We start from the raw sequence: 25,007 nt of genomic DNA, 5'->3' as shown, positions 1-25,007 counted from the left end.
GGAGCCACGATGAGCGAGCCCACCCCTCCGAAGATGCCCTACTGGCACGTCTACACCGACGCGGAGGGGGTGAGCCGCCAGGCGCTGTTCCACATCGAGCGCTTCACCTTCGAGGGGATCAACCCCGAGACCGCGCCGCAATGGAACGACAAGATGGACCCGGCCCCTTCGGTCGTGACCTTCACGGTCCTGCCGGTGGGCTGGGTCGGCGAATGGCACGAGAATCCGCGGCCGCAATGGATCGCGATCCTCTCCGGCCGCTGGTTCGTGGAGACCATGGACGGCCACCGGGTCGAGATGGGCCCGGGCGAGCTGATGATGGGCGAGGATCAGAACACGAAGGCGCGTGACGGCAAGAAGGGCCACCTGTCCGGCACGGTCGGCGACGAGCCCTGCACGATGATCGTCACCGGCCTCCAGGTCGAGCCGACCGTGAACCAGCCCGGCCGCTTCAAGTAGGAACCGGCCATGGACGGTTTCGAGATGACGCAGCCGCGCTTCAAGGCCTACGTGCTGCCGAACGCACCGCTGCAAAAGCTCGCCGAGGGTTTCCGCTGGACGGAGGGGCCGGTCTGGTTCGGGGACCGGGACGAGCTGCTCTTCTCCGATCTGCCGAACAACCGGGTGATGCGCTGGGCCGAATATGCCGGGCTCAGCGTCTATCGCGAGGCGAGCGATTTCGAGAACGGCCATGCCCGCGACCGGCAGGGGCGGCTGCTCTCCTGCTCGCATCGCGGCCGGCGCATCCATCGGACCGAGCTGGATGGTAGCATCACCAGCCTGGTCGAGCGCTACCAGGGCCGGCGACTCAACTCGCCCAACGATCTCGTGTGCAAGTCGGACGGCACGATCTGGTTCTCGGATCCGCCCTACGGCATTCAGACCGATTACGAGGGCGGCAAGCAGGAATCCGAGCTGCCCGCCGCGGTCTACCGCTTCGATCCACGCGACGGCTCCCTGCGGGTGGTGGCGGACGATTTTCAGGGCCCGAACGGCTTGTGTTTCTCCCCCGACGAGCGCCGGCTCTATATCGTGGAGACGGGACTGCAGTTCGATCCCGACCCGGTGCAGCACGTCCGCGCCTTCGACGTGGCCGAGGATGGAAGCCTGTCCGGGGGCGCGGTGCTGTTCAGGATCGAACCGGGCAACGCCGACGGGATCCGCTGCGACGAGCACGGCAACATCTGGTCGAGCGCCGGCGACGGGGTCCATTGCATCGACCCGGGCGGGGAGCTCGTCGGCAAGATCCTGGTGCCCTCGACAGTCGCCAACCTCGCCTTCGGCGGCCGCTACAACAGCCGCCTGTTCCTGTGCGCCTCGCACACGCTCTACGCGATCTACGTCAATGTGCGGGGAGCCCCCCTCCTGTGAGCGGCGTGCGGGCGATCCTCGGCTTCGGCCGGACCGTCACGGATCTCGCGGCCACCGAGGCGTTCTACCGCGACGGCCTCGGCTTCACGCGCGTCGCCCCGCCGGAGCCCGTGCCCGTCGCGCAAGCCGAGGTGATGGGGCTCGCAGGCCGGAAGGCGACGCAGCTGCGCATGCGGCTCGGGCGCCAGAGCGTGACCTTCCTGGCGGTGGAACCGCCCGGTGCCCCCTACCCGCCCCATCCCGCGGCGACCGACCCGTTCTTCCAGCACCTCGCGATCCCGGTCCGCGCCATGGACGCCGCGATGGCGCAGCTCGCGCGAATGAACCCGACGCCCATCAGCCATGGCGGTCCGCAGGTCCTTCCGGCTTCCTCGGGGGGCGTGACGGCCTACAAGTTCCGCGACCCGGACGGGCATCCGCTGGAGCTGATCTTCTTCCCCGATGGGGCGCCGGCCGCGCGCTGGCGCGACGCGCCGGGTCTGTTCCTCGGCATCGACCACTCCGCGATCACCGTCACCGACCTCGAAGCGACCCTGGCCTTTCTCACCGGGCCGCTCGGACTCACCGTCGCCCAGCGCGGCCTGAACGAGGGACCGGAGCAGGCGCGTCTCGACGGGGTTGATGATCCGCAGGTCGACGTGATCGCGCTGGAGCCTCCGGAACCGACGCCGCACGTGGAGGTGCTCCATTATCGGTCACCGGCCGCGCAGCGCTCCGCCTTATTCAGTCCCGCCGATCGCGCCTCGACCCGCTTTATTATCAGCACTGACACGGTGGATCGGTTGCTCGGTCTTTTGGCTCCAGCACGTGTTGTCTCGAAGATCACGGCGGATGGCGCGGCCGCCTTCTGTACCGGTCCGGACGGCCACGGGTTCTTGTTTCTACCAGATTGAGCCCATTCGTTGCCGGTTTGCCGGCGGGGACAGAGACGGTAAGCTCCCTGCCGAATCCGAAAGTGCCCGCCGCCATGCGCATCAGCATTGAGGCCGCCGAAGGCCAACTTCCGCAGCTCATCAAAGCTGCCGCACAGGGTGAGGACGTCGTCCTCTCGCAGGCGGACCGCCCGGTGGCCCGGATCGTTCCCATCTCCGCGACTCCGTTCCGGATCGGCATCCTACCGAGCCAAGCCCTTGGAAGCGGGCCGGATTGGCTGGAGCCGATGCCTGAGGACGAACGGTCGCTCTGGGAAGGTGGGCTTTGAGCGCGGTCCTCCTCGATACACATACCTGGGCCTGGAGCTTGACCCGCCGACCCGCGGCTTTCCACACGAGCACGCTCGGTGATTGCGGCAGCGGATGCGGTTGAGGTCAGCCCTATCTCGTTCTTCGAGATTGCGCAGAAGGTGCGGCTCGGCAAATGGCCCGAAATGGCTGCCTACGCCGATCAACTCGTTTCCCTGTTGGATCGGCAGGGTGGCCGGGTCGCTGCGCTTGAGCCGGCCGTCTGCCTGTCCGGCAGTCTCATGGAGTGGCAGCATCGTGATCCGTTCGATCGCCTCATCGCCGCCACGGCACTTCACTACGCCTATCCTCTGATCTCCGCAGATGCGGTCTTCGACGGGATCGTGCAACGCATCTGGTAATCTGCCATCGGGCTTGACGCGCCGCCCCTCCGGCGTCCAATCCGGCCGCCCCGGAGGTGAGACCGATGCCGCTCCTCGCCCTGCCCTTTCCGGCCATCGATCCGGTGGCCATCGCGATCGGGCCGATCACGATCAAATGGTACGCGCTCGCCTACATCACCGGCCTGATCGGCGGCTGGTATTACGCGCGCCGCCTCGTCATGGCCGACAGCCTCTGGGGCGTGGTGAAGCGCCCGCAGGTGGTCGATATCGACGACCTCGTCGTCTGGGTCGCGCTCGGCGTCGTGCTGGGCGGGCGGATCGGCTACGTGCTGTTCTACAATCTGCCGATGTACATCGCCGATCCGTGGGAGATCCTGGCGATCCGCAACGGCGGCATGTCGTTCCACGGCGGGTTCCTCGGGGCGATCCTGGCCTTCCTGCTGTTCGCCCGGTCCAAGGGGCTCAACGGCTACACGCTGCTCGATATCGGCGCCGTGGTCGTGCCGATCGGCCTGTTCTTCGGGCGCATCGCCAACTTCGTGAACGGCGAACTCTGGGGCCGCGTGGCGCCCGACTTCCCCTACGCGATCGTGTTCCCGAGCGGCGGCCCCCTGCCCCGTCACCCCAGCCAGCTCTACGAGGCGGCGACCGAGGGCCTGCTGCTGTTCATCGTCATGGCGATCAGCGTCCGCCGCTTCGGCTTCCGCAGGCCGGGGCTGCTCGGCGGGATCTTCGTCCTCGGCTACGCGCTGGCCCGGACGTTCTGTGAGTTCTTCCGCGAGCCGGATCGCCAGCTCGGCTTCCTGTTCGGCGATCATCTCGGGCCCATGGGCGGCGGCGTCACCATGGGCATGCTGCTCTGCGTGCCGATGATGATCGTCGGCCTCACCTACATCGTGCTCGCGGCGACCGGCCGGACGCGCCCGCGCCACCCGGTCGAGGCACCGGCCTCCGAGGAGGCGCGCAAAGCGCCGGTCGGGGCGTGACGCCGCTCGCCGCGGAGATCGCCGCGCTGATCCGCCAGAACGGGCCGATCGGCGTCGATCGCTACATGGCGCTCTGCCTGGGCCATCCGGTCCACGGTTACTACCGCACCCGCGATCCCCTGGGCGCGCAGGGCGATTTCACGACGGCACCCGAGATCAGCCAGATCTTCGGTGAGCTGATCGGCGCCTGGGCCGCCTACGTCCACGGTCTTATGGGGCAACCGGATCCGCTGGTCCTGGTCGAACTCGGCCCGGGCCGCGGGACGCTGATGGCCGATGCCCTGCGGGCGCTGCGCGCCGCCGCGCCGCGGTCACGCGTCGCACCGCACCTCGTCGAGACCAGCCCGGTTCTGCGGGCCGTTCAGGAGCGCGCGCTCACCGGTGCGGGAGCGGTCTGGCACGACGGCGTGGAGACCCTGCCGCAGGGACCCGCGATCATCCTGGCCAACGAATTTTTCGACTGCCTGCCGGTGCTCCAGTTCGTGCGGGGATCGGGGGGCTGGCACGCGCGTCAGGTCGGCCTCGACGCGCAGGGCCGCTTCACCTTCGGGCTCGCGCCGGAGCCGACCCCGGGGCTGGACGCCGAGGGACCGGAGGGTGCCCTGCTGAGCGTGCCAAGTGCGGGGCTCGCCCTCATCCGTGCGCTGGCCGAGCGCGTCCGCACGACGGGCGGCGTCCTGCTGATCCTCGATTACGGTCACGCCCGCCCCGGCTTCGGCGACACGCTCCAGGCGATGGCGCGACATGGCTTCGCCGATCCGCTGGCGGCGCCCGGCGAGGCCGATTTGACGCATCATGTCGATTTCGCCGCTCTCGCCACAGCGGCTTCGGGTGCGGGCGCCCAGGTCTCCGGACCGGTTAACCAGGGCGACTTCCTGCTGAGCCTCGGCCTGCGCCAGCGCGCGGATCGTCTGAAAGCCCGCGCCACAGCGGCTCAGGCCGCCGACATCGACGGAGCTGTCGCGCGGCTCACGGATCCCGGGCCGACCGGAATGGGGAGCCTGTTCAAGGTTCTGGCGGTGAGCGGCCCGCATCTGGGGCCGCTCCCGGGTTTTCCGGCATCGTAAGGCCGGGTCTGTTCAGCCGAACGAGCCGAAGCCGGAATCCGTCTGGCTCGCCGGACGCGGGCTCGGAGGTGCCGGCGGGTTCAGATCGTTCGGATCAAAGGCGCCGGGCTCGCCGGTGACGGGATGCGCGGGCGTATTCGGGGCGCGGGGCGCTTCGGCCACCGGCTTGGGGGCGTCCATCAGGGCGTCGGAGTCGATCCCTTGCGACATTGCGATCCTTCTCGGATTGAGGCCGGATCGGCCTCATATTGCAATGCAGCAAGAATCTGACGTCTGAACGACATCGTCAAGGGGCAGCCCATGCGCTATCGCGGCGGGGCCCGGTACGCGTGGAGGCTTGACCGTGACGGAAGGCATGTTGATCGAAGCGCCGGACCTCTCCGCATGCGCGGGCATCCGCCACGCCTTTTTCACCCGCCTCGGCGGCGTCTCGGAGGGCGACTATGCCGCCTTGAACGGGGGTCTCGGCTCTCGGGATGTGCCGGCGAACGTCGCCGAGAACCGGGCGCGGATGAGCGCCAAGCTCGGCCTGGCGGCCGACCGCCTCGTGAGCCTGTATCAGATCCACTCGGCCGAGGCCGTCACCGTCGAGGCGCCGTTCGCACCTGCGGAGCGCCCGCGCGCGGATGCCATGGTCACGCGGGTGGAGGGTCTGGCCCTCGGCATCGCGACGGCAGATTGTGGGCCGATCCTGTTCGCCGATCCTGCCGAGGGCGTGATCGGCGCGGCCCATGCGGGCTGGAAGGGTGCGCTGACCGGGGTGATCGAGGCCACGGTGACGGCCATGGAAGCCTTGGGCGCCCGGCGGCACCGGATCGTGGCGGTGCTCGGACCCACGATCAGCCAACCGTCCTATGAGGTCGGCCCGGATTTCATCGCGCGCTTCCGCAGCGAGGCCGGGGGCATGGATCGATTCCTCGGCCCAGGCACGCGGCCGGATCACGCTCAGTTCGACCTGCCCGGCTTCATCCTGGCCCGGCTCGCCGAGGCCGAGGTGAGCAAGGCCGCAACTTTGGATCTCTGCACCTATGCCGATGCCGAGCGTTTCTACAGCTATCGCCGGGCTACCCATCGCGGCGAGGCGGATTACGGCAGGCTGATCTCCGCCATCGCACTCGTGGCCTGACGCAAGGCGATTCGGGCAGCTTGGCCGGAACCGGGAAGGGGGTGCGACAATTTGTCGATCTTCGAGCCTGTGAAAAAGCGTGGCCGTAACTGAACCTTGGCAATTCGAGCGCGTTGTGGGGTCAAGGTGCCGGGGAAAAACGGCGGGTTGCCACAAGGGGCCGCGGAAGCGGTCGGTGACACCGCGGAGCGCAAAGCAGCCCTGGAACCGCTGGAACGCAACCCGATCCATGTTCTGTCGCCGGCCGCGCGCGGTCGGCACTGAGCGACCCGTGAGGACCCGATGATCAAGAAGCTTCTTCTCGCGAGCGCCGCCACGGCTCTCCTGACCGGCGCCGCCTCGGCCGCCGACCTGCCGCGCCGGGCCGCCCCGCCGCCCGTGTTCACCCCCGTCCCGGTCTTCACCTGGACCGGCGCCTACTTCGGTATCAACGCCGGCTACGCCTTCGACGCCTCCAGCCGCTCGACCGGCTCGAGCTTCGGCGTGCCCTTCCCCTACGCCGCCCCCGGCACCGTCGCCACCTTCCGCGACCGCAGCCAGGACGGCTTCTCGGGCGGCGCCCAGATCGGCTACAACTACCAGTTCACCCCGGGCTCCGGCGTGGTCATCGGCATCGAGGCCGACGCCCAGTACCTCGACTTCGGGCGCAACCGGAACAACGCCTTCATCAGCGGCGCCGTCGCTCCGGGCTACTACGTCACCGACCCGCGCGGCCTGTCGAGCCTCGACTACTTCGGCACCGTGCGCGGCCGCCTCGGCTACGCCTTCGACCGCACCCTCGTGTACGGCACCGGCGGCTTCGCCTACGGCTCGGGCTCCTCGGATCGCTCGTTCGGCGGCTACGCCGGCAACGACAGCTTCCGCACCGGCTACGCGGTCGGCGGCGGCATCGAGTACGCGCTCCCCACCGACTCGTTCCTGAACTTCTTCCGCTCCTCGGCCGTGACGCTCAAGGTCGAAGGCCTGTACGTCAACCTCGACCACAACAACCGCAACCAGGGCGCGTTCGTCATCAACGCCGCCAACAACTTCCCGGTCGTCTACAGCGGCGTCGGCCGCCGCTCCGACGAGTTCGCCGTCGTCCGCGCCGGCCTGAACTACAAGTTCGGCTCGTACTGAGATCGAGGCCGGCGCGCCAACGAACGCGCCGGCCCCTCGAAGAACTCAGGTTTGCTACGCATGAGAAGCCCGGCCGCAAGCCGGGCTTCTCGCATGTCGGCGGGATCAAATGAAGTTTTGGACAGGGCCCCTGACAAAGCGTCACCGCGCTCCCATGTCGTAGCCGCCATGCGGCGCGTTCGGGCCCGCGGGTAAGATTCGAGGAGGACGACTCCATGAACAGCGAAGAACGCGACGTCATTTCGGGCATCTTCCAGCGTCTGGAGAAGGCGCAGTCTCAGCCCCGCGACGCGGAGGCCGAGCGCTTCATCGCCGACAAGATCCGCGCGCAGCCCTACGCGCCCTACGCGATGGCGCAGCTGATCTACGTGCAGGAAGAGGCGATCAAGAGCCTGAACCAGCAGCTCGAGCAGGCGCGCAGCCAGGGTGCGCAAGCCCAGTCCTCGGGCGGCGGTGGTTTCCTGTCGAGCATCTTCGGGGGCGGCAGCCAGCGCCAGGAACCGCAGCCGGGCTACGCGCAACAGCGACCGGCCGGCCAGCCCTGGGGCAATGCGGGCGCCCCTCCGCAGGGTTACCCGCAGCAGGGCTACCCGCAGCAGGGTTATCCGCAGCAGGGCGGCCCCTGGGGCGGCCAGCCGCAGGCTCCGGCGCGCGGCGGCGGCTTCCTCGCCTCGGCGCTCCCGATGGCGGCCGGCGCGGCGGGCGGCATGCTGCTCGGCAGCGCCCTCTCGAACGCCTTCGCGGGCGGCCATTCCAGCCTCGGCAGCGCCGCGGCGGCGGGGCTGGGCGGCGGTGGGGGCGAGACGATCGTCAACAACTACTACGGTGACGGCGGCAACCAGGATCTCGGCGCGGCCCTGGACAACAGCGGCAGCGACCTGGGTGGCTTCCAGGACGCGGGCTACAGCGATCCGGGCGGCGATTTCGGCGGCGACATGGGTGGCGGCGACGACAGCGATTGGACCTGATCGGCCAATCGATCCAAGCGGAAGGCCCGGCCGTGCTCAGACACGGCCGGGCCTTCCCGTTGACGACAGAGGCGACGGCGACGGCTGCGCCGTCACAGGACCTCGACGCGCGTGCCCACCGGAACGCGCTCGTAGAGATCCACCACGTCGTCGTTCATCATCCGGATGCAGCCCGACGAGACCGACTGGCCGATCGTGCCGGGCTCATTCGTCCCGTGGATCCGGTACAGCGACGAGCCGAGATAGAGAGCCCGCGCTCCGAGCGGATTCGCCGGGCCGCCCGCCATATGGCGCGGCAGATCGGGGCGGCGGGCCAGCATCTCGGGCGGCGGCGTCCAGTCCGGCCATTCGGCCTTGCGGCTGACGGTCTTGAGGCCGCTCCAGGCAAAACCCGGCCGGCCCACCCCGATGCCGTAGCGCAGAGCGCGCTGGCCTGGCTGCACGAGGTAGAGGTGCTTGCCGGCGGTGTCGATCACGATGGTCCCGGGCCTCTGCCGCCCGGTGAACGCCACTTCCTGGCGCTGGTATTCGGGGGAAACCGCGCGGGCGATCCGGCTGGGATCGGTCGGCACCGCGCCATAGGCCGACAGCTGCGGCGAACCGTAGGCTTGCGCCGGATAGGCCTGCATCGGCTCCGGCTCGGCCGGCAGCAATTCGCCGCTATAGGCTTCGACGCGCTGCGGAGCCATAACCCGCTGCGGCTGTACGGAGCGCTGCGGCCAGCTCCGGCCGTCGCGCCCGGCGTTGCCGGTGACGAGATACTCGATCAGCCCGCCGCCGTACCCGCCTTCGGCGTAGCGTGCCTGCTGGGCCTGGGCGGGCACGCCCCAGAGCGAGGCGATTGCCGCCGCCGAGAGACACAGTCGGATCGAACCGCGCATCGTACCCTGCTCCAGAACCCCGGCTCTCATCCCCGGCGCCGGAACGATCGGGCCGGCTGTCCCCGAATCAGGTGAACGAACATGGTGAATCCCGGTGCGCCTCCGATCCCTCCCCTGTCGGCGGAAGGCATCATGAATCCGCGGTAAAGTGGCCGCGATGCCGCTTGCGCGTGAAACCCGCCGGTGCCGGGCCCGCGATGCGGTCTGATGCCAGCTTGGCAGTCACAGTCCGTCAACCGATATGTTAGACAGTTGCGAACAGGCACCCCGAACGTCGACGTCCCGGATGATGACTCAGAAGCGCTACCGCATCGAAGACAGCCTCGGGATTCCCGCAGCGCCGCCGCCCTCGGCCGCGCCCGCATCGAACGAGCGCCTGGAGGAGATCTTCTCCGCGATCCAGGACCTGCGCCGCGTCACGCAGATGAGTGCCAGCGAGACCATCGAAGCCTGCCGGCGCGATCTGCACGAGGCGCTGGCGATGCGCTCCGAGCTCGACGTGATGAAGGAAGCCATCACCCGGACCAAGTCGGAGCTGGCGACCCTCCACCGCACCGAGTACAGCGGCAAGGGTATGCGCCGGGCGGCCGATGAGCTCGATGCCGTGGTCGATTCGACCGAGCGGGCCACGACGCAGCTCCTCGGCGCGGTCGAAGAGATCGAGACCCATGCCGGCATGCTCAATGCAGCCACGCTGCCGCCGGGCATGAAGCAGCATGTCGATGTGATTCTCGAACGGGTGATCACGGCCTACGAGGCCTGCAACTTCCAGGATCTGACCGGCCAGCGGATCAACAAGATCGTCGGCGTGATGAAGTTCATCGAGGAGCACCTCGACCGGCTCATCGACACATGGTCGGAGCTGGATAGCTTCAAGGAGCTGATCGCCGTCATGCCGGCGACGCCGAGCTCGCTGGACGACGAGAGCAGCCTGCTCAACGGGCCGAAGCTCGACCACGATATCGGCCACGTCGACCAGAGCGACATCGACTCGCTGTTCGATTGACTCGGCGCCCGCCGGGCGGCCGACCAAATTTATTCTCTGCCCCCGTCCCGCTCGGGGGCGGGAAGGCTTAAATCTGCGGGATGAGCCGCAGAGCCCTCTCAGACCTGCCCCCCGACACGTTCGACGACGGCCGCGACGCCGAGCGGGAGGAGCCCGCCGACGAGTCTGAGGCCACGCTGCCGGAGGATACGGCGGCCGAAATCGACTTCGACTTCGAGCCGGGCGCCGTCGAAGCCGGAACCGAGGTAATCCGCCGCTTCTGGTCGACCCTGCCGGCCTCGCCCGGCGTGTACCGGATGTTCGACCATCGCGGCGACGTCCTCTACGTCGGCAAGGCCAAGAACCTGAAGGCCCGGGTCGGCTCCTACGCCCGCGGGCAGGCCCATTCGAACCGCATCGCCCGGATGATCTCGCAGACGGCGGCGATGGAGTTCGTCACCACCGCGACCGAGACCGAAGCGCTGCTGCTCGAAGCCAACCTGATCAAGCAGCTGAAGCCCCGCTTCAACGTGCTGATGCGGGACGACAAGTCGTTCCCCTACATCCTGGTCACCGCCGACGGGCCCGCCCCGCAGATCGTCAAGCATCGCGGCGCAAGGCGCCGGAAGGGCAATTATTACGGGCCGTTCGCCAGCGTCTGGGCGGTCAACCGGACGGTCAACGCCCTGCAGCGCGCCTTCCTGCTGCGCACCTGCACCGACAGTTATTACGAGAACCGCACCCGGCCCTGCCTGCTCTATCAGATCAAGCGCTGCTCCGGCCCCTGCACGGGCGAGATCGCCCAGGAGGATTATGCCGCCATGGCGGATTCGGCCCGGGCGTTCCTCGCCGGCAAGTCGAACGCCGTGAAGGACCGGATGCGGGCCGAGATGCAGGAGGCCTCCGAGGCTCTCGAGTTCGAGCGCGCCGCCCGCTACCGGGACCGGATCGCCGCGCTCTCGGCGATCCAGGGGGTGCAGGGCGTCAACACCCAGGGCGTCGAGGAGGCGGATGTTTTCGCCCTCGACGAGCAGGCCGGCCAGTTCTGCATCGAGGTGTTCTTCTTTCGGAACTTCCAGAACTGGGGCAACCGGGCCTATTTCCCGAAGGCCGACCGGACCATGACGCCCGACGAGGTCCTGGGCTCGTTCATCGGCCAGTTCTACGACGACAAGCCGGCGCCGCGCATCGTGCTGACCAGCCACGCGATCGAGGATGCCGAACTCGTGGCCGCCGCCCTGTCGAGCCGGGTCGATTACCGCGTCGAGATCCATCGACCGCTCCGGGGGGAGCGGAAGAACCTCGTCGATTACGCCCAGCGCAACGCCAAGGAGGCTTTGGCCCGGCGGCTCGCCGACACGGCCTCCCAGGGCAAGCTGCTCGCGGCCCTGGGTCAGGCCTTCGGCATGGAGAAGGCGCCGCGCCGGATCGAGGTCTACGACAACTCGCACATCATGGGCACGAACGCGGTCGGCGGCATGATCGTCGCCGGCCCTACGGGTTTCATGAAGACGCATTACCGCACGTTCAACATCAAGAACGAGGAGCTCACCCCGGGGGACGATTTCGGCATGATGCGCGAGGTGCTGCAGCGCCGCTTCAAGCGGCTGGTGAAGGAGGCGCCGCGCACCGCCCGGGAGGCGGAGGTCGCCGCCGCGGAGGGCGGCGCGCCCGAGCCCGTTCCGGCCGAGGAGAGCGAATCCTTCCCGGCCTGGCCCGACCTCGTGCTCATCGACGGCGGCAAGGGGCAGCTCGACGCCGCACGGGCGGCCCTCGACGCGGTCGGCGTGACGGACGTGCCCCTGGTCGGAGTCGCCAAGGGCCGCGACCGGGACGCCGGACGCGAGACGTTTTTCGTCCCCGGCCGGCCGCCCTTCAAGCTTCCGCCGCGCGATCCGACGCTCTACTTCGTGCAGCGACTCCGCGACGAGGCGCACCGCTTCGCCATTGGAAGCCACCGGGCCAAGCGCAAGCGTGAGATGGTGAAGAATCCCCTGGACGAGATCGCCGGCATCGGCCCGAGCCGCAAGCGTGCGCTGCTGCACCATTTCGGAACCGTCAAGGCGATCGAGCGCGCCGCCTTCGAGGATCTGGCCAAGACCCCGGGCGTGAACGCCGCCACCGCACGGGCGGTCTACGACTTCTTCCATGCCGGCGCCTGAGAATCCCGCCGCCATGGCCAAGTCGGACACCGAGGCGTTGACGCCTGCGCCGCGCTCTGATTTCACCGCGGCGATGAACGCCGTCCTACCCCGACGACGGTCGCCGGCCTGGACGCTCGCGAACTGCCTGACCTACGGGCGCCTCGTCGCGGTGCCGGTGATGGTCGCGCTGCTGTTCTGGCCCGAATCCCACACCGCCCGGTGGACGGCGCTGGGGGTGTTCGTGGCGGCCGCGATCACCGACTACCTGGACGGGTACGTCGCGCGTACTTACCACCAGAGCTCGGCGCTCGGCCGGATGCTCGACCCGATCGCCGACAAGCTCCTCGTCTCGGCCTGCCTGCTGATGCTGGCGGCCGATCACACGATCGTCGGCTCCAGCGTCTGGGCGGCGATCGTGATCCTGTGCCGGGAGGTGCTGGTCTCGGGCCTGCGGGAGTATCTGGCCGAGCTGAAGGTCGGCGTGCCGGTGAGCAGGATCGCCAAGTGGAAGACGACCGTGCAGCTCGTCGCCCTGGGCTTCCTCGTGGCCGGCCCGGCCGGCGAGACGGTGCTGCCGGGGACGGAGCGGATCGGTCTCGCGCTGCTGTGGCTCGCCGCCGCGCTGACGATCTGGACCGGCTGGGACTACATGCGGGCCGGGATCAAGCACGTCATCGACGACCCGCGCTGAGATGTGATCCGATGAAGCTCGTCTATTTCGCCTGGGTCCGCGAGCGGATCGGTCGCCCCGAGGAGGAGCTGACGCCGCCGGCGACGGTCGCCACCGTGGCCGATCTGGTGACGTGGCTCCGGGGTCGCGGCGAGGAATACGTCCACGCCTTCGAGGAGCCCGGCGTGGTGCGCGCCGCCATCGACCGGGTTCATGCCAAGCCGGACGCGGCGATCGCGGGCGCGCGCGAGATCGCGTTCTTCCCCCCGATGACGGGCGGCTGAGGGCTTCCCGGGTCTCGGCGCAGGTAGTTTTCGCGGACTTGCGCCGACCCTGGCCCGAGCCCCACTAGAGTGGTCGCTCCGGCTGTCCCTCAAGCCGAACGGCGCGCGGACCGAGCCAAGTTTCTTACGGGTTCGGTCCGTTTCATGGGCCGTCCAGGCAGCGGAACGCTCAAGCTGGGATTGCCGTTATTCGGTACCGAATTCCGGTACTGGAGCCCCAGAATGCGCATCGCACTGATTGCCACCGCTGCCCTGTTGAGTGTCTGCGCGTCCGCGCAGGCTCAGACCACGGTTATCGAGCGCGACCGGCCCGCCGTCGTCGTCGATCGCCCCGCCTCCGAGTCGAAATCCGTCACGGTCCACGACCATGGCGACGGCTGCGTCACCAAGACGGTGCGCAAGGAGAACGACATGGGTGATTCCAAGACGGTCAAGAAGGAATCGTGCGACTGAGGTACGGCCAGGCGCCGGTGCGGCCTCCCGCCCGGCGCCCGAGATGAGGACTGTGCAGCCGGAAGGCCGGCTCGCGTACGGAGATCCGGCGCCCAATCGTTCGCAACGCAGCCGGTGCAACCTGCAATCAGCGCCAGCCGGCATCCACGAAGTAGCCGTGGCCGGTGCACATGCGGGCATCATCCGAGGCCAGGAACAGGACCAGGGCGGCGACGTCGGCCGGCTGGATCCGCCCGTCGAGGCACTGCGCCGCGACGATCTCCGCCTCGCCCTCGGGCGTGTACCATTTTTCCTGCCGCGGGGTCTGGACGTTGCCGGGCACGATCGCCACCACCCGGATGCCGTCGCGGCCGAGGTCGCGGGCGAGCGCGCGGGTCATCCCCTCGATCGCGGCCTTGGCGGTCTGGTAGACCGGCATGTTCTTCGAGCCCAGGTGCCAGCTGATCGACCCGAAGTTCAGGATCACCCCACCCCCGGCCCGCCGCATCGCCGGCACGGCCGCCTGGGCGGCGAAGAACAGGTGCCGCAGGTTCACCGCCATCCGGTCATCCCAGTAGGCGGGCGTGACGTCCTCGAGGCTGTGCCGATCGTCGTTGCCGGCATTGTTCACCAGCACGTCCAGGCCACCCAGGGTCGTCTCGGCCTCGGCCACGAAACGGCGGACCGCCTCCACGTCGGTGAGATCACAGCGGCGGTAGAGCGGCGCGTGCGCGGCGCGCGGCGAGAGACGCGCAACCAGCGCAGCCGCCGCCTCGTCCGCGATGTCGCAGAAGACGACCCGGGCACCCTGGGCCACGAACGCCTCGACAAGCCCCTCCCCGATGCCGGAGGCGCCGCCGGTCACCAGCACGCGCTTGTCCCGGAGGCTCGGATAGAGCGCGCGACCGTCAGACAATGTCGGCATCGAACGGTTTCCACCCTCAGAGCAAAGCACGATTTGTCTGAGTTTTATCCAGTTCGGCCTCGGTCCGCAACGTGGCCGGCGCGGGAGTTCGTGAAACGTTAACGGTTGCTCAAACACAACAGGGCGACATCCCGAGTCGCCTTGGACCGCGTCGCGATCCGGCGTGGCTCCAGGCCACTGCTTCGACGCGCGCTCCTCGCCGGATTCCGAGCGACGGCGGTCAGCGCTCCAGAAAGGACAGCGCGATGCCCCTGCGTCTGGAACTCAAGCCGTACGAGCGGCTGATCATCAACGGTGCCCTGCTGCGCAACGGCGAACGCCGCTCGACATTCCTGATCGAGACACAATGCAAGTTTCTGCGTGAGAGTGAGATCATCACGGAGAGCGAGGCCGACACGGCCTGCAAGCAGCTCCACCTGACGCTGACGGTGATCTATCTGGCCGACGATCCGGCAAAGGGCATCGACCTGTTCTTCCGCCAAGCCACCGACCTGATCCGGCAGGCTCCGGCGGCGGCGCCCCAGATCGCGGCGATCGCCGAGCAGGTCGAGGCCGGCGAATACTATCGGGCACTCAAGCTGAGCCGCAAACTGGTCGAGTGGGAGAGCGCGGTCCGGATGCCCGGGACGGATCATCCGGTCGCCGCGGAGGCTCCGTAGGAGCCGAGCCCGCCTCAGCCGGGATTGCCCTGCAGGCCTGCTGCCACGTGGTTGTTGATCGACACGAGCGTGGCGATCTTCTCCGGCGTCGGAGCGATCATCGCGTCGAGGCAAGTGTTCAGCACGTAGGCGCCGAGGCGCCCGACACCCTGCTTCACATCCGCGGGAAGCGGGTTCTGCTCGGCGGTGGCCTCCGTGCTCAGCAGCGTCCACACCCGCTGATTGTAGGACAACGCATCGTTGATTCGGGCGCTCTCCCCTGCGGCGAGCGCCTGACCGGCGCCGATCAGGCGTTGCGCGGCCTTCAGCAGCAGCTGGGATTCGGCTTCGCGGGGCGTCAGCGCGCTTTGGGCGGTTCTGGCATAAGCATTGGCGGCGATGTTCATCGGCGGTGCAGACCCCGTCATCAGTCCTGCCGGCAGGCAGGCTTGCCCGTAGCTATCGCAGATCAGGAGTTAAGACTGCGTGAGCGTCGGGTCGGCCATGATAACGCCGGGTTGGACAACGACCACGCGATGTGGCCTCAGAAACCGGTCCCGGATCACGTCAACAATGCTGAATTTCTTCCTCGGAACCGTGGCTGGCGGCCTCATCGCCTGCGTGCTGACGATCGCAGCCGCGCGCCAGCCGGAGGTTCAGGCACGCCTCGGGCTGAAACCGGCCCCGGCACCATTAGCCTTGGCGGCGGCACCCAAGGCGCCGGAGCCGGATTGCAATCGGCGCCCGGAAGCGGCTCCGAAGGGCGTGGCGCAGGAAATCCTGTTCAACCGCCAGCGCTTCTGGTCGGTCGCGCCGTAATCAGAGCGCGCCGAGCAGGACCAGCAGCATCGTCGTCGCGACGGTCGTGCTGACGAAGCCGCACAGGGCAGCGGCGAAGGACGGACCGGTCCGGACGGCGGCGGACGGCTCGATCTCGGTCGACAGGGTCACAGGGGTCATCGGCGAAAAACCTTGTGGGCGACCTGCGTCGCGCATGACGGGACGTTGCTGCGGGAGCGGGCAGCTCGAAGTGCGGAGGCGCACCCGATCAGTCGCAGCGATTGATTTTCCTGGCGATCCGCAGGCCGCGCAGCTCGCTCCGCAGGTCGATCGCTACGACACCCTCGCCGCATCGCTCGAATGCGTCACGGGCGTCCTCGTAGCGGTCACCGACTTCGTCGAGCGTGTCGCAGACACGGTCGTGGTTGCCGAGCCGCGCCTCCTGGCGTGCCTGGAAGCGCAGGGCGTTCGCCTCATCGACCTTGCGCTGGGCCTCCAGGCAGGCTGGCAGGGCCAGGGCCGAGGAGGTCAGGGCGAGGCCGGCCAGCGGGCTGGCGAGGCAGCGAAGAAGAGTAGCCGAACTGGCTCTCACGGGAACACTCACGTACGCGTTGATGGACAGGCCGAACGGGCACTGCCGGGTTTCTCGGGGCGGTGCAGGACCACCCCTTCTCTGTGGGCAAAAACGGTGAAGCTGTGGTGAAGGTTCCGGCCGAAATCAGTGCTTCCCCCGCAAGCGTGAGCTGAGGATAGTGGGGAGCGCCACCGGCGCCGGCCCCATTGGATCGACACCGACATCGTACTGCTTCGGCATCGGCTTGAGCTTGCCGTGGCTATGTCCGTGCAGGTTGAGGGCACCTTTGCTCATCCCGTTCCACGTGCGGAACGCGTAATGGCAGAGCACCACCATCCGGCCCTCGACGGCGAACTCCGCGTAGTGGCGCACCGAGGACCAGCCGGGCGCCCCCAGGGTGTCGGGTCCGTCATTGTTGCCGACGATCAGGTGCTTCTCGCCGTTGAGCCCGTCGAGGATCTCGCGGATCCGCGCACCGCTCGGGCCGAGAGCGAAATCGCCGAGGTGCCAGACGGTGTCGCCGGGAGCGACCGTCTCGTTCCAGGCGGCGATCAGGCCGGCATCGTGGGCCTCAAGGTCCGGATAGGGCCTGTGGTCGAAGCGCAGCACCCGCGTGTCGCCGAAATGCGTGTCGCCCGTGAAGAAGATGGTCACCGTTCGGCTCCGCGTGAGGCCAGCCTGCTTTCCGTGTCCGGCTGGGCGCCGAAGCGCCGAGCGGGCCGGGAGGTTCCCACGAAGCCGTGACGCGCGGGCGCGTTGACGGCGCATCCGCCGACGGTGAAGCCTGCGCATAAGGAACGATGGTGCGGGAGGATGCGGACGATGCTCGGGACGGTCGCCTTCGCGTTCCTGGCCGGGCTGCTATCGGTGCTGTCGCCGTGCGTGCTGCCGCTGGTGCCGATCGTCCTCGGGACCGCGGCGGCGGAGCACCGGCTCGGTCCTTTGGCCCTGGCGGCCGGGCTGGCGATCGCTTTCACGGCGATCGGTCTCTTCGTGGCGACCGTGGGCTTCGCCATCGGGCTCGACGGCGACGTGTTCCGCTCCGTCGGCGCGATCCTGATGGTTGGGGTGGGGATCGTGCTGGTGCTGCCGCGGCTCCAGGCCCGGGTCGCGACCGCGGCGGGTCCAGTCGGCGCCTGGGCCGAGGAGCGCTTCGGCGGCGTCGGGACAGGCGGCCTCTCCGGCCAGTTCACCGTGGGCCTCCTGCTGGGCGCGGCCTGGAGCCCCTGTGTCGGCCCGACCCTCGGCGCCGCCTCGCTGATGGCGGCGCGCGGCCAGCATCTGGGCAGCGTCGCCCTGACGATGCTGGCCTTCGGGATCGGCGCCGCGCTGCCGCTGATGCTGCTGGGCTTCGCCTCCCGCGAGGCGCTGATGCGCTGGCGCGGCGGGCTCGCGGCGGCCGGCCGGACCGCGAAAGCCGGTCTGGGCCTCCTGCTCATCGTGCTGGGTCTGCTGGTGCTGAGCGGCCTCGACAAGCGCGCAGAGTCGGCCATCGTGGCGGCCTCGCCGGACTGGCTCAACGCGGTCACGACGCGCTACTGATTGAGGGGTCGCGCCATCCGGACCGGAGTTCAGTCATGACCGATGTCCCCCGCCTCTCGAGCCTCGCCCATGGCGGCGGCTGCGGCTGCAAGCTCGACCCGGCAATTCTGCGCCAGCTGCTGGCTGCGCAGCCGGCCGCAGGCCCGTTCGAGCGCCTGCTCGTCGGCAACGAGACCTCCGACGATGCCGCGGTGTGGGAACTCGACGACGGCACCTGCGTGATCGCCACCACCGACTTCTTCACCCCGATGGTGGACGATCCGGTCGATTTCGGCCGGATCGCGGCGACGAACGCCATCTCGGACGTCTACGCCATGGGCGGCCGGCCGATCCTGGCCCTCGCGATCCTGGGCATGCCGCTCGGCAAGATCGAGCCCGAGGTGGTGGCCCGGATCCTCCGGGGCGGCGCCGAGATCTGCGCCGAGGCCGGAATCCCCGTGGCGGGCGGCCACTCGATCGACGCGCCCGAGCCGATCTACGGGCTCGCGGTGATCGGCACCTGCCGCCGGGAGGCGGTGCGGCGCAACGCCGACGCGCTGGCCGGCGACGCGGTCATCCTGACCAAGGCCCTCGGGGTCGGCGTCTACTCGGCGGCGATCAAGCGCGAAAAGCTGGACGAGGGCGGCTACCGGGATTTCATCGCCACCACCACCCTGCTGAACCGGATCGGCCCGGAGCTCGCAGCCGAGCCCGCCGTCCACGCGCTGACCGACGTGACCGGCTTCGGCATCCTCGGCCACGGCCTCGAACTCGCCCGGGGCGCCGGCCTGACCTTCCGGCTCGAGGCGGATGCCCTGCCGCTTCTGCCGCGGGCGGCGGCGCTGGCGCAGGAGGGCTGCGTCACCGGCGCCTCGCACCGCAACTGGGCCGCGTTCGGCGCGGAGATCGACCTGCCCGCCGATCTCCCGGATTGGCGCCGCCACCTGCTCACCGACCCGCAGACCTCCGGCGGCCTTCTGGTGACCTGCGCGGCCGACCGGGCCGAGGCCATCCTGGCCCGCATCCACGACGCCGGCTACCCGGCCGCCGCCCGAATCGGCCGGATGGAGGCGGGACCCGCGCGGATCCACGTGGTGGGCTGACGGCCCGACGCCTCGGTCAGGGCCAAAGCGCGAGAGGCAATCTTCAACATTCGCGTCCAGGGTGCAGCCGCAACACGATACCCGAGCCGCCTTGACCGAAGCCCCAGCCCCCTCGCCGCCCGCCCACGGCATCGCCGGCTGGCCATTCGGCCCGGCCGTCATCGGCCCGGCCCGGCCCGCCGCGCTGCCGGACGGGCGGCCCTGGCCGCGGATCCGCATCATCACCGTGGTCGAGGCCGACGCGCTGCTCGGCGAGACCGTCGCTTCAGTCCTGCGCCAGGATTATGCGGAGCTCCGGCACGACCTCGTCGCGTCTCGGGACGCGCATTCGGCTGTCGCGCGGATCCTGGCCGATCCGGGCATCGATCACCTGCTTTGGCTCGATGCCGGCGATCTCCTCGCCCCCGGTGCGCTGGCCGCATCGGCCCTCGAAGCGGTACTGACGGGGGCAGCCGCGGTGGCGGGCCTGCGCGTCCTGTTCGACAGGGCGGTCCATTCCCTCGACAGCCCGGCTTTCGCGGATGAACCGGGCGGGTCCGCCGTCACGGGCAGCGGGGTGCTCTGGGCACGCGGGAGCCTCGATCCGCGCGCCGCGCTCGGCGCCGACGGGAGGCTCGATGCCGCCGCGGCGTGGTCGGTGCTCCCGGAGGAGGCCCGCCGGACCATCGGCCGCCCGGTGCTGCTCCATAAGCTGGCGGCGGCTCCGGCCCCTGCGGACGGCCTGTCCATCGTCTCGCTCACCGGGACCGGCACGCAGGGCGGGGCCGGCGTGGCGCAGCGGCGGCTCGCCGAGGCGCTCGGCCTCGCGGGCCACCGCCTGACTCCCGTCACCCTGAGCGATCGCCCCGAGGCGGCCGAGTGGACCGACACCTTTCCGGTGGCCGAGGCCGCGATCCTGGCGGCTGCGCCCGACCTCGTCCTCGCCGGCAACCTGCACGGCGCGACCCGCAGCCTCGACGTGGTCGACCGCCTGCGGCGGCACGGCCCGGTCGCCCTCGTCCTGCATGACTTGTTTCCGCTCACCGGCCGCTGCTGCCATCCGCGGGATTGCGGCCGCGCCGTGATCGGCTGCGACGCCGCCTGCCCGGGTCCGGACGAGTACCCGCAGCTCGCCCCGCGTCGGATCGCCGGCATGCACGCCCGCAAGCGTGCGGCCCTGGCCGGCCCCGCGGCTCCGTGGCTCCTCGCCAATTCCGACTGGACGCTGGCGCGCGCCCGGGAGTTGGCGCCGCCGGGCACGGTGGCGGAGCCGATCCGGCTCGCCTTCCCGACCGGCGTGTTCCGACCGGGCGATCGCGCGGCTTTGCGCCGCCGGCTCGGCCTGCCGCCCGACGACGTGCTGATCCTGATCTCCGCGGTGATCGTGGACGGCCCCGACAAGGGGTTTCACGACCTGCGCGACGCGCTCCGGGCGGTGGCACGCCCGGGCGTAGGCGTCGTGGCGATCGGCCGGCTCGACGATCCGGCCCGGCTCGGCATCGCCAACCTGTTCGCGCCGGGGCTGATCGCCGACGAGGAGACGCTCGCCACATGGTATGGCGCGTGCGACCTCCACGTCACGGCGAGCCGCCACGAGACCCTCGGGCAGACGCCGATCGAGGCCGGCCTGTGCGGCGTGCCGACCCTGGCCTACCGCACCTCCGGGCTGGCCTCCGCGGTGATCGACGGCGTTTCGGGCCGCCTCGTGCCCCTGAAGCCCGGCGCCCTCGCGGAGGCCCTTGCGGCGCTGATCGATGATCCCGAGGCGCGCACGCGGCTCGGCGCCTTCGCGCGGATCGCCCTGGAGAGCCGCTTCAGCCCGGCCGCCGCAGCCCTGTCGCTGGAGGCCGTCTTCCGGCGGCACGGGCTGAGGGACGCCACGACGCGGCCGCGCTTCGAGCCCGCGATGCTCGGCCATTTCCCCTTCGCGGCCGTGCGGCGGGCGGGCACGGTCGGAACCGTACCGGCGGCCTCGCGGCCCTTCGTGCGCCGGCTGCGGCGGGCCAAGCAGATGGTCCTCGGGCGCCGGATGCCCCTCCTCGTGCGCCGCTGCCTCTATCTCGCGGGCCGCCTGCACCGGAGCCTGCCGTGACGACGCGGTCTGACGACGCGACCGCCGGCCGAACCCGGCGGATCTATCTCGACCAGACGCATCTGCGCGGCCACGTCACCGGGATCGAGCGGGTCACCCTCGACTTGTTCGCCCCGGACAAGCTCGCGCCCCACGCGGTCCGGATAGTCACCGGCGGATCGCTGCCGGGCATGATCGCGGCGCAGCACCTCGGTCTGCCCCTGCACGCGTTGCGGGACCGGGACGCGCTCTTCCTGTTCCCGGGCTTCCCGCCGGGTCCGCTCTGCGCGCTCGCGGCCGAGCGCTGCCTGCTCTACGTGCACGACACCTTCCTCGTGACCCGGCCGGAGGATCTGAGCCTGCGCAGCCGGCTCTACATGAGCCCGAGCTTCGCCCTGGCCCTGCGCTGGTGCCCGAACCTGTTCGTCAACAGCCGGACCACCGGCGAGGCGGTGCGTGCCGTCTGCGCCCCCCGGGCCCGGGTCGCGCTGCTGCGGCCGCCGGTGCGCGACGCGTTCGGGCTCGCCGACCTGCCGGGGCCGGCCTCCCTCATACCGGGTGGCACGCTGCGCATCCTCGCCATCGGGACCATCGAGCCGCGGAAGAACTACCCGGCCGCCCTCGCCCTCACGGCGGCGCTGATCCGGGCCGGCATGCCGGCGGAACTGCACCTCGTGGGCCGGGTCGGCTGGGGCCGGCACGCCTTCCTGGACGATCCCGCGCCCTTCCTGCACCGGCACGGCTATCTCTCGGACGCCGAGCTGCGCAGCCTCGTGGCGTCGTGCCACCTGCTGCTTTCGACCTCGAAGGCGGAGGGGCTCGGCCTGCCCCTGCTGGAGGTGCAGCACGGCGGTCTACCGGTTGTGGCACCGGACGACGCCGTGTTCCGCGAGGTGCTGGGCCGGTCCGGTTTGCTGATCCGCCCGGAAGCGCCGGAGGCCGCAGCGCGCGCGCTGACCGATTGGCTCGCCGGGAGCGGCCTCGCCCGGGCGGCTGCGGCCAGCCGGGACAACGTAGCGCGCTGGAACGCCGCGGCGGCCGAGGACGGGGCACGCTTCCACCGGTTCCTCGCGGGTGATCCCGCAGCCTACGAGGCTGTGGATTCGACGGTTGCGGTGCAGGGCGCCGCCGACTTTCGTACGTAGTCTGCGGCTGGGCGATGGCTTTTCTCGCCGTCAAGGAGTGACAGTTGATCCCCTCTCCAAAGGAGGCGATCTACAGGCTCCAAGTCGCGGCCCTCGGATCACGACGAGAGTACTTTGGCGGTACGCCGATTGCTGACGTATCATCCAAGGCACTGCCCTCGGCGTGGTCCTGTACCGAATCGGCACACAGCTGACCGGAACGGGAACAGGATGACGGGGACGGTGGGCGACCAGTCCGTCCCAAAAGGTCAGGGAGCGAGGCGTATGTTCGACTTCTCGACACGAATAAGCGGTGAGCAACCCGTCCGGATCGTGCTTCCGGACGTCGCATCCCGCAACGACCCGAAGGTCATCCTGCGCCGCCTCTGGCGCGGGCGCAGCTTCATCGTGCTGAGCGCCCTGTTCATGGTGGCGGTTGCGGTGGCGCTGCTCGGCCTGATCCCGCCGCGCTACACCTCCAGCATCCAGATCCTCGTCGATCCAAGCGACCTGCGCGTCGTCGAGAACGACGTGAACGCCCGCCAGCCGCAGGCCGATAGCGGCGTCTCCATCGCCGAGAGCCAGGTGCGGGTGATCCAGTCCGACAACGTCCTGCGCCGGGTGATCGCCAAGCTTCACCTCGATCAGGACGACGAGTTCGTGCTGCCGGACGGCAACAACGCGACGCTCAACGGGATCAAGGGGGCGCTCGGCATGCTGCCCCCGCCCGCCAGCCGGAACCCGGTCAACATCGCCCTCGACACGCTCCAGAACCGCCTCAGCGTCCGCCGGGCCGAGCGGACCTTCGTGATCGACGTCTCCGTCCAGTCCCGCGACCCCGAGAAGGCCGCGCGAATCGCCAACGCCATCGGCGACGCCTACTTCGCCGAGGAAGCCGCCGCGCGGACCGACACCGCCCGCCGCGCCTCGGATGCCCTGGCGGGTCGCCTCGCCAGCCTGAAGCGCGACGTCGAGCAGGCCGAGGACGCGGTGGTCCGCTACCGTGAGGTGCACAAGCTCGTGGCTTCGAGCGGGCGCCTGCTCACCGATCAGCAGCTCGGCGACCTGAACCAGCAACTCGTGACCGCCTCGATCAAGACCGCAGAGGCGAAGGCGCGGCTCGATCAGGCACGCCGGATGCGGTCCTCGGATCCGAGCACCGCGCTCCCCGAGATGCTGCAATCGCTGGAGATGCAGGCGCTGCGCCAGCAATACGCCACGCTCTCCCGCAACACCGCCGAGCTCGCGACCCGGCTCGGCGAGCGCCACCCGGCCATGGCCGAGCAATACGCTCAGCAGCGCGACCTCCAGCGCCTGATCCAGCGCGAGAAGGAGCGGATCATCGACACGACCCAGAAGGATTACGACCGGGCCGCCGCCAGCGAAGCCGCGATCCGGGCCAATCTCGACCGGGTCAAGACCGAGACGGCCTCCAGCGACCGGGCCTATGTCGGCCTGCGCGAGCTGGAGCGGACGCTCGAAGCGCGCCGGGGCGTGTACGAGGCCTATCTGAAGCGCGCCCGCGAGGCGAGCGAGCAGGAGCGGCTCGACACCACCAACGTACGGATCATCTCGGCGGCGACCCCCGCCCGCCAGCGGACCTTCCCGCCCTCGCCGAAAATCGTCCTGCCGCTGGCCCTCGTGCTCGGTCTGCTCATGGGCGGCGGCATCGCCCTGGCGCTCGGCGCCGACAGCGATCGACGCCGTTCGCAGCGTGCCGCTCCGCGCCCCGCCGCAAGCTTCCGAGCCGCCGATGCGTGATCTCGGGCGGCTCCGACTCGACCTGGATGCGGCAGACCCGCTTCCCCGGGAGGCGCGCACCGTCCGGTTGCCCGCCACCCTGCTCCCCGGATCGGCCCTGCCGGGCGCGTCCGTCGAGCTGTTCGGCCTGCGCTTCCAGACCGGCAGTGCCGAATCGATCGTGGCCGCGGTGGCGGCCCGGCGCGACGACGGCCCCCGGATGATCGTGACGGCCAATGTCGATCACATCGTCCAGCTCAGCACGGATCCGGCCTTCCGGGACGCCTATGACCGCGCGGCGGCGCGGACCCTCGACGGGATGCCGCTGGTCTGGCTGGCGCGGGCAGCCTGCCGTCGGCCGGTCCACCGGGTGACCGGCCACGATCTGCTGGACTGCGTGCTGGCCGACCCGCCCGCCTTCGCCCGGCGGATCTTCCTGGTCTCGGCGCGCCAGGACGCGGCGGACGCGCTGGCGGCCCGGTTGCGGGCCAAGGGTCTGCCGGCGGGAGCGGTGGCGAGCGCCGTCCCGCCCTTCGGCTTCGAAACCGACCGGGAGTACAGCCGGGACCTCGCGGCGCGGATCCGGGCGCATGGGACGACGCTGCTGGTCATGGGCGTCGGGGCGCCCAAATCGGAGATCTGGATCGACCGGCATCGGTCGGCGCTGGGCAACCCAGTCGTGTTCTGCATCGGCGATGCGCTGAACGTGGCGGCGGGATACCTGTCGCGGGCCCCGGGCCTGATGCAGCGCCTGGGCCTCGAATGGATCTTCCGGTTCCTCCAGGCGCCGCGGCGGCTGTTTCGCCGCTACTTCATCAAGTCCTGGCGCTTCATCGGCATCGTCGCCCGGGGCCGGATCGTGGATCGCGGCGGCTGAGGCGGGTCCAAAGCTCCGGAGGCCGAACCAGGGCGCTCCACGCAGCCTCCTGCCCCTGTCCGGGGGCGGGAGTTTGAC

30 protein-coding genes are annotated in these 25,007 nt (G+C 69.9%); 23 read left to right on the top strand and 7 right to left on the bottom strand.

Translation table 11 applies throughout. The annotated features are described in order from the left end of the window. The first annotated feature begins 9 nt into the window (after positions 1-9). From FVE89_RS26850 to FVE89_RS26820, 7 genes are all read left to right on the top strand, one after another. Positions 10-459, top strand: coding sequence for a cupin domain-containing protein (locus tag FVE89_RS26850; RefSeq protein WP_161393201.1), 450 nt, complete (start codon positions 10-12; stop codon positions 457-459). A 9-nt stretch (positions 460-468) separates the two neighbouring features. After that, positions 469-1,371: an SMP-30/gluconolactonase/LRE family protein gene (locus tag FVE89_RS26845; protein ID WP_161393200.1), complete on the top strand. Its 903-nt coding sequence runs from the start codon at positions 469-471 to the stop codon at positions 1,369-1,371. Further along, positions 1,368-2,264: a VOC family protein gene (locus FVE89_RS26840; RefSeq protein ID WP_161393199.1), complete on the top strand. Its 897-nt coding sequence runs from the start codon at positions 1,368-1,370 to the stop codon at positions 2,262-2,264. Before FVE89_RS26845 ends, FVE89_RS26840 begins: the two co-directional genes overlap by 4 nt. A gap of 62 nt (positions 2,265-2,326) precedes the next feature. Next, positions 2,327-2,572, top strand: a complete 246-nt coding sequence (locus FVE89_RS26835) for a type II toxin-antitoxin system prevent-host-death family antitoxin (RefSeq protein WP_342389829.1) — start codon at positions 2,327-2,329, stop codon at positions 2,570-2,572. A gap of 78 nt (positions 2,573-2,650) precedes the next feature. Continuing rightward, positions 2,651-2,953, top strand: a complete 303-nt coding sequence (locus FVE89_RS26830) for a type II toxin-antitoxin system VapC family toxin (RefSeq protein WP_342389828.1) — start codon at positions 2,651-2,653, stop codon at positions 2,951-2,953. Between the two features lie 65 nt (positions 2,954-3,018). After that, positions 3,019-3,921, top strand: coding sequence for a prolipoprotein diacylglyceryl transferase (gene lgt, locus FVE89_RS26825; RefSeq protein WP_161393198.1), 903 nt, complete (start codon positions 3,019-3,021; stop codon positions 3,919-3,921). Further along, positions 3,918-4,988: an SAM-dependent methyltransferase gene (locus FVE89_RS26820; RefSeq protein ID WP_348644740.1), complete on the top strand. Its 1,071-nt coding sequence runs from the start codon at positions 3,918-3,920 to the stop codon at positions 4,986-4,988. Before lgt ends, FVE89_RS26820 begins: the two co-directional genes overlap by 4 nt. 12 nt (positions 4,989-5,000) lie before the next feature. Here FVE89_RS26820 and FVE89_RS26815 read toward each other — a convergent pair whose 3' ends face one another. Continuing rightward, the gene (locus FVE89_RS26815) at positions 5,001-5,198 is read right to left on the bottom strand and encodes a fibronectin-attachment protein (FAP) (protein WP_161393197.1); all 198 of its coding nucleotides are present in this window, start codon (positions 5,196-5,198) and stop codon (positions 5,001-5,003) included. 145 nt (positions 5,199-5,343) lie between these two features. On the opposite strand from FVE89_RS26815, the gene pgeF reads away from it, so the two are divergent. From pgeF to FVE89_RS26800, 3 genes are all read left to right on the top strand, one after another. Further along, positions 5,344-6,114, top strand: coding sequence for a peptidoglycan editing factor PgeF (gene pgeF / locus FVE89_RS26810; RefSeq protein WP_161393378.1), 771 nt, complete (start codon positions 5,344-5,346; stop codon positions 6,112-6,114). 282 nt (positions 6,115-6,396) lie between these two features. After that, complete coding sequence (locus tag FVE89_RS26805; protein WP_161393196.1) at positions 6,397-7,233, top strand: porin family protein; 837 nt, start codon at positions 6,397-6,399, stop codon at positions 7,231-7,233. Between the two features lie 215 nt (positions 7,234-7,448). Beyond that, on the top strand, positions 7,449-8,201 hold the full coding sequence (locus tag FVE89_RS26800; protein ID WP_161393195.1) for a DUF2076 domain-containing protein: 753 nt from the start codon (positions 7,449-7,451) through the stop codon (positions 8,199-8,201). 92 nt (positions 8,202-8,293) lie between these two features. On the opposite strand, the gene FVE89_RS26795 is transcribed toward FVE89_RS26800, so the two are convergent. Continuing rightward, positions 8,294-9,082: a L,D-transpeptidase gene (locus tag FVE89_RS26795; protein ID WP_161393194.1), complete on the bottom strand. Its 789-nt coding sequence runs from the start codon at positions 9,080-9,082 to the stop codon at positions 8,294-8,296. 289 nt (positions 9,083-9,371) lie between these two features. On the opposite strand from FVE89_RS26795, the gene FVE89_RS26790 reads away from it, so the two are divergent. The 5 genes from FVE89_RS26790 (at position 9,372) to FVE89_RS26770 (ending at position 13,618) form a co-directional block, all read left to right on the top strand. Next, on the top strand, positions 9,372-10,088 hold the full coding sequence (locus tag FVE89_RS26790; RefSeq protein ID WP_161393377.1) for a protein phosphatase CheZ: 717 nt from the start codon (positions 9,372-9,374) through the stop codon (positions 10,086-10,088). A gap of 80 nt (positions 10,089-10,168) precedes the next feature. Then, positions 10,169-12,229, top strand: coding sequence for an excinuclease ABC subunit UvrC (uvrC, locus tag FVE89_RS26785; RefSeq protein WP_161393193.1), 2,061 nt, complete (start codon positions 10,169-10,171; stop codon positions 12,227-12,229). A gap of 73 nt (positions 12,230-12,302) precedes the next feature. Beyond that, on the top strand, positions 12,303-12,902 hold the full coding sequence (gene pgsA / locus FVE89_RS26780) for a CDP-diacylglycerol--glycerol-3-phosphate 3-phosphatidyltransferase (protein ID WP_202131123.1): 600 nt from the start codon (positions 12,303-12,305) through the stop codon (positions 12,900-12,902). A gap of 11 nt (positions 12,903-12,913) precedes the next feature. Beyond that, positions 12,914-13,165 carry a molybdopterin converting factor subunit 1 gene (gene moaD, locus FVE89_RS26775; protein ID WP_161393191.1) on the top strand — a complete coding sequence of 84 codons (252 nt, stop codon included), beginning with the start codon at positions 12,914-12,916 and terminating at the stop codon, positions 13,163-13,165. 222 nt (positions 13,166-13,387) lie between these two features. Beyond that, a complete protein-coding gene (locus FVE89_RS26770) occupies positions 13,388-13,618 on the top strand; it encodes a hypothetical protein (RefSeq protein ID WP_161393190.1) in 231 nt (76 codons plus the stop codon). A 127-nt stretch (positions 13,619-13,745) separates the two neighbouring features. On the opposite strand, the gene FVE89_RS26765 is transcribed toward FVE89_RS26770, so the two are convergent. Beyond that, positions 13,746-14,522, bottom strand: coding sequence for an SDR family oxidoreductase (locus FVE89_RS26765; RefSeq protein WP_161393189.1), 777 nt, complete (start codon positions 14,520-14,522; stop codon positions 13,746-13,748). A gap of 245 nt (positions 14,523-14,767) precedes the next feature. Here FVE89_RS26765 and FVE89_RS26760 point away from each other — a divergent pair, with 245 nt between their 5' ends. Continuing rightward, positions 14,768-15,181 (top strand): flagellar biosynthesis repressor FlbT, encoded by a 414-nt coding sequence (locus tag FVE89_RS26760; protein WP_161393188.1) that lies wholly within the window; start codon positions 14,768-14,770, stop codon positions 15,179-15,181. A gap of 14 nt (positions 15,182-15,195) precedes the next feature. Here the strand turns inward: FVE89_RS26760 and flaF are convergent, their stop codons facing one another. Further along, on the bottom strand, positions 15,196-15,567 hold the full coding sequence (gene flaF, locus FVE89_RS26755) for a flagellar biosynthesis regulator FlaF (protein ID WP_161393187.1): 372 nt from the start codon (positions 15,565-15,567) through the stop codon (positions 15,196-15,198). A 166-nt stretch (positions 15,568-15,733) separates the two neighbouring features. Between flaF and FVE89_RS26750 the strand changes: the two genes are divergently transcribed. Continuing rightward, positions 15,734-15,979: a hypothetical protein gene (locus FVE89_RS26750; RefSeq protein WP_161393186.1), complete on the top strand. Its 246-nt coding sequence runs from the start codon at positions 15,734-15,736 to the stop codon at positions 15,977-15,979. Here the strand turns inward: FVE89_RS26750 and FVE89_RS30710 are convergent, their stop codons facing one another. The 3 genes from FVE89_RS30710 to FVE89_RS26740 all read right to left on the bottom strand — a co-directional run bounded on the left by FVE89_RS30710 (position 15,980) and on the right by FVE89_RS26740 (position 17,168). Beyond that, complete coding sequence (locus tag FVE89_RS30710) at positions 15,980-16,120, bottom strand: hypothetical protein (protein WP_202131100.1); 141 nt, start codon at positions 16,118-16,120, stop codon at positions 15,980-15,982. A gap of 88 nt (positions 16,121-16,208) precedes the next feature. Continuing rightward, positions 16,209-16,532: a hypothetical protein gene (locus tag FVE89_RS26745; RefSeq protein ID WP_161393185.1), complete on the bottom strand. Its 324-nt coding sequence runs from the start codon at positions 16,530-16,532 to the stop codon at positions 16,209-16,211. A 126-nt stretch (positions 16,533-16,658) separates the two neighbouring features. Continuing rightward, positions 16,659-17,168 carry a metallophosphoesterase gene (locus FVE89_RS26740; protein ID WP_161393184.1) on the bottom strand — a complete coding sequence of 170 codons (510 nt, stop codon included), beginning with the start codon at positions 17,166-17,168 and terminating at the stop codon, positions 16,659-16,661. Between the two features lie 168 nt (positions 17,169-17,336). Here FVE89_RS26740 and FVE89_RS26735 point away from each other — a divergent pair, with 168 nt between their 5' ends. The 6 genes from FVE89_RS26735 (at position 17,337) to FVE89_RS26710 (ending at position 24,929) form a co-directional block, all read left to right on the top strand. Beyond that, positions 17,337-18,056, top strand: a complete 720-nt coding sequence (locus FVE89_RS26735) for a cytochrome c biogenesis protein CcdA (protein ID WP_161393183.1) — start codon at positions 17,337-17,339, stop codon at positions 18,054-18,056. Between the two features lie 35 nt (positions 18,057-18,091). After that, the gene (gene selD, locus FVE89_RS26730; protein WP_161393182.1) at positions 18,092-19,138 is read left to right on the top strand and encodes a selenide, water dikinase SelD; all 1,047 of its coding nucleotides are present in this window, start codon (positions 18,092-18,094) and stop codon (positions 19,136-19,138) included. A gap of 91 nt (positions 19,139-19,229) precedes the next feature. Further along, entirely contained in the window at positions 19,230-21,209 is a 1,980-nt protein-coding gene (locus tag FVE89_RS26725; RefSeq protein WP_161393181.1) for a glycosyltransferase, read from the top strand. Continuing rightward, positions 21,206-22,333: a glycosyltransferase gene (locus tag FVE89_RS26720; RefSeq protein WP_161393180.1), complete on the top strand. Its 1,128-nt coding sequence runs from the start codon at positions 21,206-21,208 to the stop codon at positions 22,331-22,333. The genes FVE89_RS26725 and FVE89_RS26720 overlap by 4 nt, the downstream gene beginning before the upstream one ends. Positions 22,334-22,645: 312 nt before the next feature. After that, positions 22,646-24,073 carry a GumC family protein gene (locus FVE89_RS26715; protein ID WP_342389826.1) on the top strand — a complete coding sequence of 476 codons (1,428 nt, stop codon included), beginning with the start codon at positions 22,646-22,648 and terminating at the stop codon, positions 24,071-24,073. Beyond that, positions 24,066-24,929, top strand: coding sequence for a WecB/TagA/CpsF family glycosyltransferase (locus FVE89_RS26710; RefSeq protein ID WP_161393178.1), 864 nt, complete (start codon positions 24,066-24,068; stop codon positions 24,927-24,929). The genes FVE89_RS26715 and FVE89_RS26710 overlap by 8 nt, the downstream gene beginning before the upstream one ends. The last annotated feature ends 78 nt before the right edge of the window (positions 24,930-25,007 follow it).

It is taken from the genome of Methylobacterium sp. 2A (genome assembly GCF_009806555.1).
Classification (GTDB): Bacteria; Pseudomonadota; Alphaproteobacteria; order Rhizobiales; family Beijerinckiaceae; genus Methylobacterium.
The sequence above is the reverse complement of the archived record's forward strand: the minus strand, read 5'-3'. Positions and strand labels throughout refer to the sequence as shown.

Bases quoted from the DNA above. Each gene is read 5' to 3' on its own strand.
- FVE89_RS26850 (WP_161393201.1), top strand. From the start codon at position 10: ATGAGCGAGCCCACCCCTCCGAAGATGCCCTACTGGCACGTCTACACC.
- FVE89_RS26735 (WP_161393183.1), top strand. From the start codon at position 17,337: ATGCTCGGGACGGTCGCCTTCGCGTTCCTGGCCGGGCTGCTATCGGTG.
- moaD (WP_161393191.1), top strand. From the start codon at position 12,914: ATGAAGCTCGTCTATTTCGCCTGGGTCCGCGAGCGGATCGGTCGCCCC.
- uvrC (WP_161393193.1), top strand. From the start codon at position 10,169: ATGAGCCGCAGAGCCCTCTCAGACCTGCCCCCCGACACGTTCGACGAC.
- FVE89_RS26800 (WP_161393195.1), top strand. From the start codon at position 7,449: ATGAACAGCGAAGAACGCGACGTCATTTCGGGCATCTTCCAGCGTCTG.
- FVE89_RS26815 (WP_161393197.1), bottom strand. From the start codon at position 5,198: ATGTCGCAAGGGATCGACTCCGACGCCCTGATGGACGCCCCCAAGCCG.
- FVE89_RS26790 (WP_161393377.1), top strand. From the start codon at position 9,372: ATGACTCAGAAGCGCTACCGCATCGAAGACAGCCTCGGGATTCCCGCA.
- FVE89_RS26845 (WP_161393200.1), top strand. From the start codon at position 469: ATGGACGGTTTCGAGATGACGCAGCCGCGCTTCAAGGCCTACGTGCTG.
- selD (WP_161393182.1), top strand. From the start codon at position 18,092: ATGACCGATGTCCCCCGCCTCTCGAGCCTCGCCCATGGCGGCGGCTGC.
- FVE89_RS26770 (WP_161393190.1), top strand. From the start codon at position 13,388: ATGCGCATCGCACTGATTGCCACCGCTGCCCTGTTGAGTGTCTGCGCG.
- pgsA (WP_202131123.1), top strand. From the start codon at position 12,303: ATGAACGCCGTCCTACCCCGACGACGGTCGCCGGCCTGGACGCTCGCG.
- flaF (WP_161393187.1), bottom strand. From the start codon at position 15,567: ATGAACATCGCCGCCAATGCTTATGCCAGAACCGCCCAAAGCGCGCTG.
- FVE89_RS26760 (WP_161393188.1), top strand. From the start codon at position 14,768: ATGCCCCTGCGTCTGGAACTCAAGCCGTACGAGCGGCTGATCATCAAC.
- pgeF (WP_161393378.1), top strand. From the start codon at position 5,344: ATGTTGATCGAAGCGCCGGACCTCTCCGCATGCGCGGGCATCCGCCAC.
- FVE89_RS26710 (WP_161393178.1), top strand. From the start codon at position 24,066: ATGCGTGATCTCGGGCGGCTCCGACTCGACCTGGATGCGGCAGACCCG.
- FVE89_RS30710 (WP_202131100.1), bottom strand. From the start codon at position 16,120: ATGACCCCTGTGACCCTGTCGACCGAGATCGAGCCGTCCGCCGCCGTC.
- FVE89_RS26750 (WP_161393186.1), top strand. From the start codon at position 15,734: ATGCTGAATTTCTTCCTCGGAACCGTGGCTGGCGGCCTCATCGCCTGC.
- FVE89_RS26765 (WP_161393189.1), bottom strand. From the start codon at position 14,522: ATGCCGACATTGTCTGACGGTCGCGCGCTCTATCCGAGCCTCCGGGAC.
- lgt (WP_161393198.1), top strand. From the start codon at position 3,019: ATGCCGCTCCTCGCCCTGCCCTTTCCGGCCATCGATCCGGTGGCCATC.
- FVE89_RS26805 (WP_161393196.1), top strand. From the start codon at position 6,397: ATGATCAAGAAGCTTCTTCTCGCGAGCGCCGCCACGGCTCTCCTGACC.
- FVE89_RS26795 (WP_161393194.1), bottom strand. From the start codon at position 9,082: ATGCGCGGTTCGATCCGACTGTGTCTCTCGGCGGCGGCAATCGCCTCG.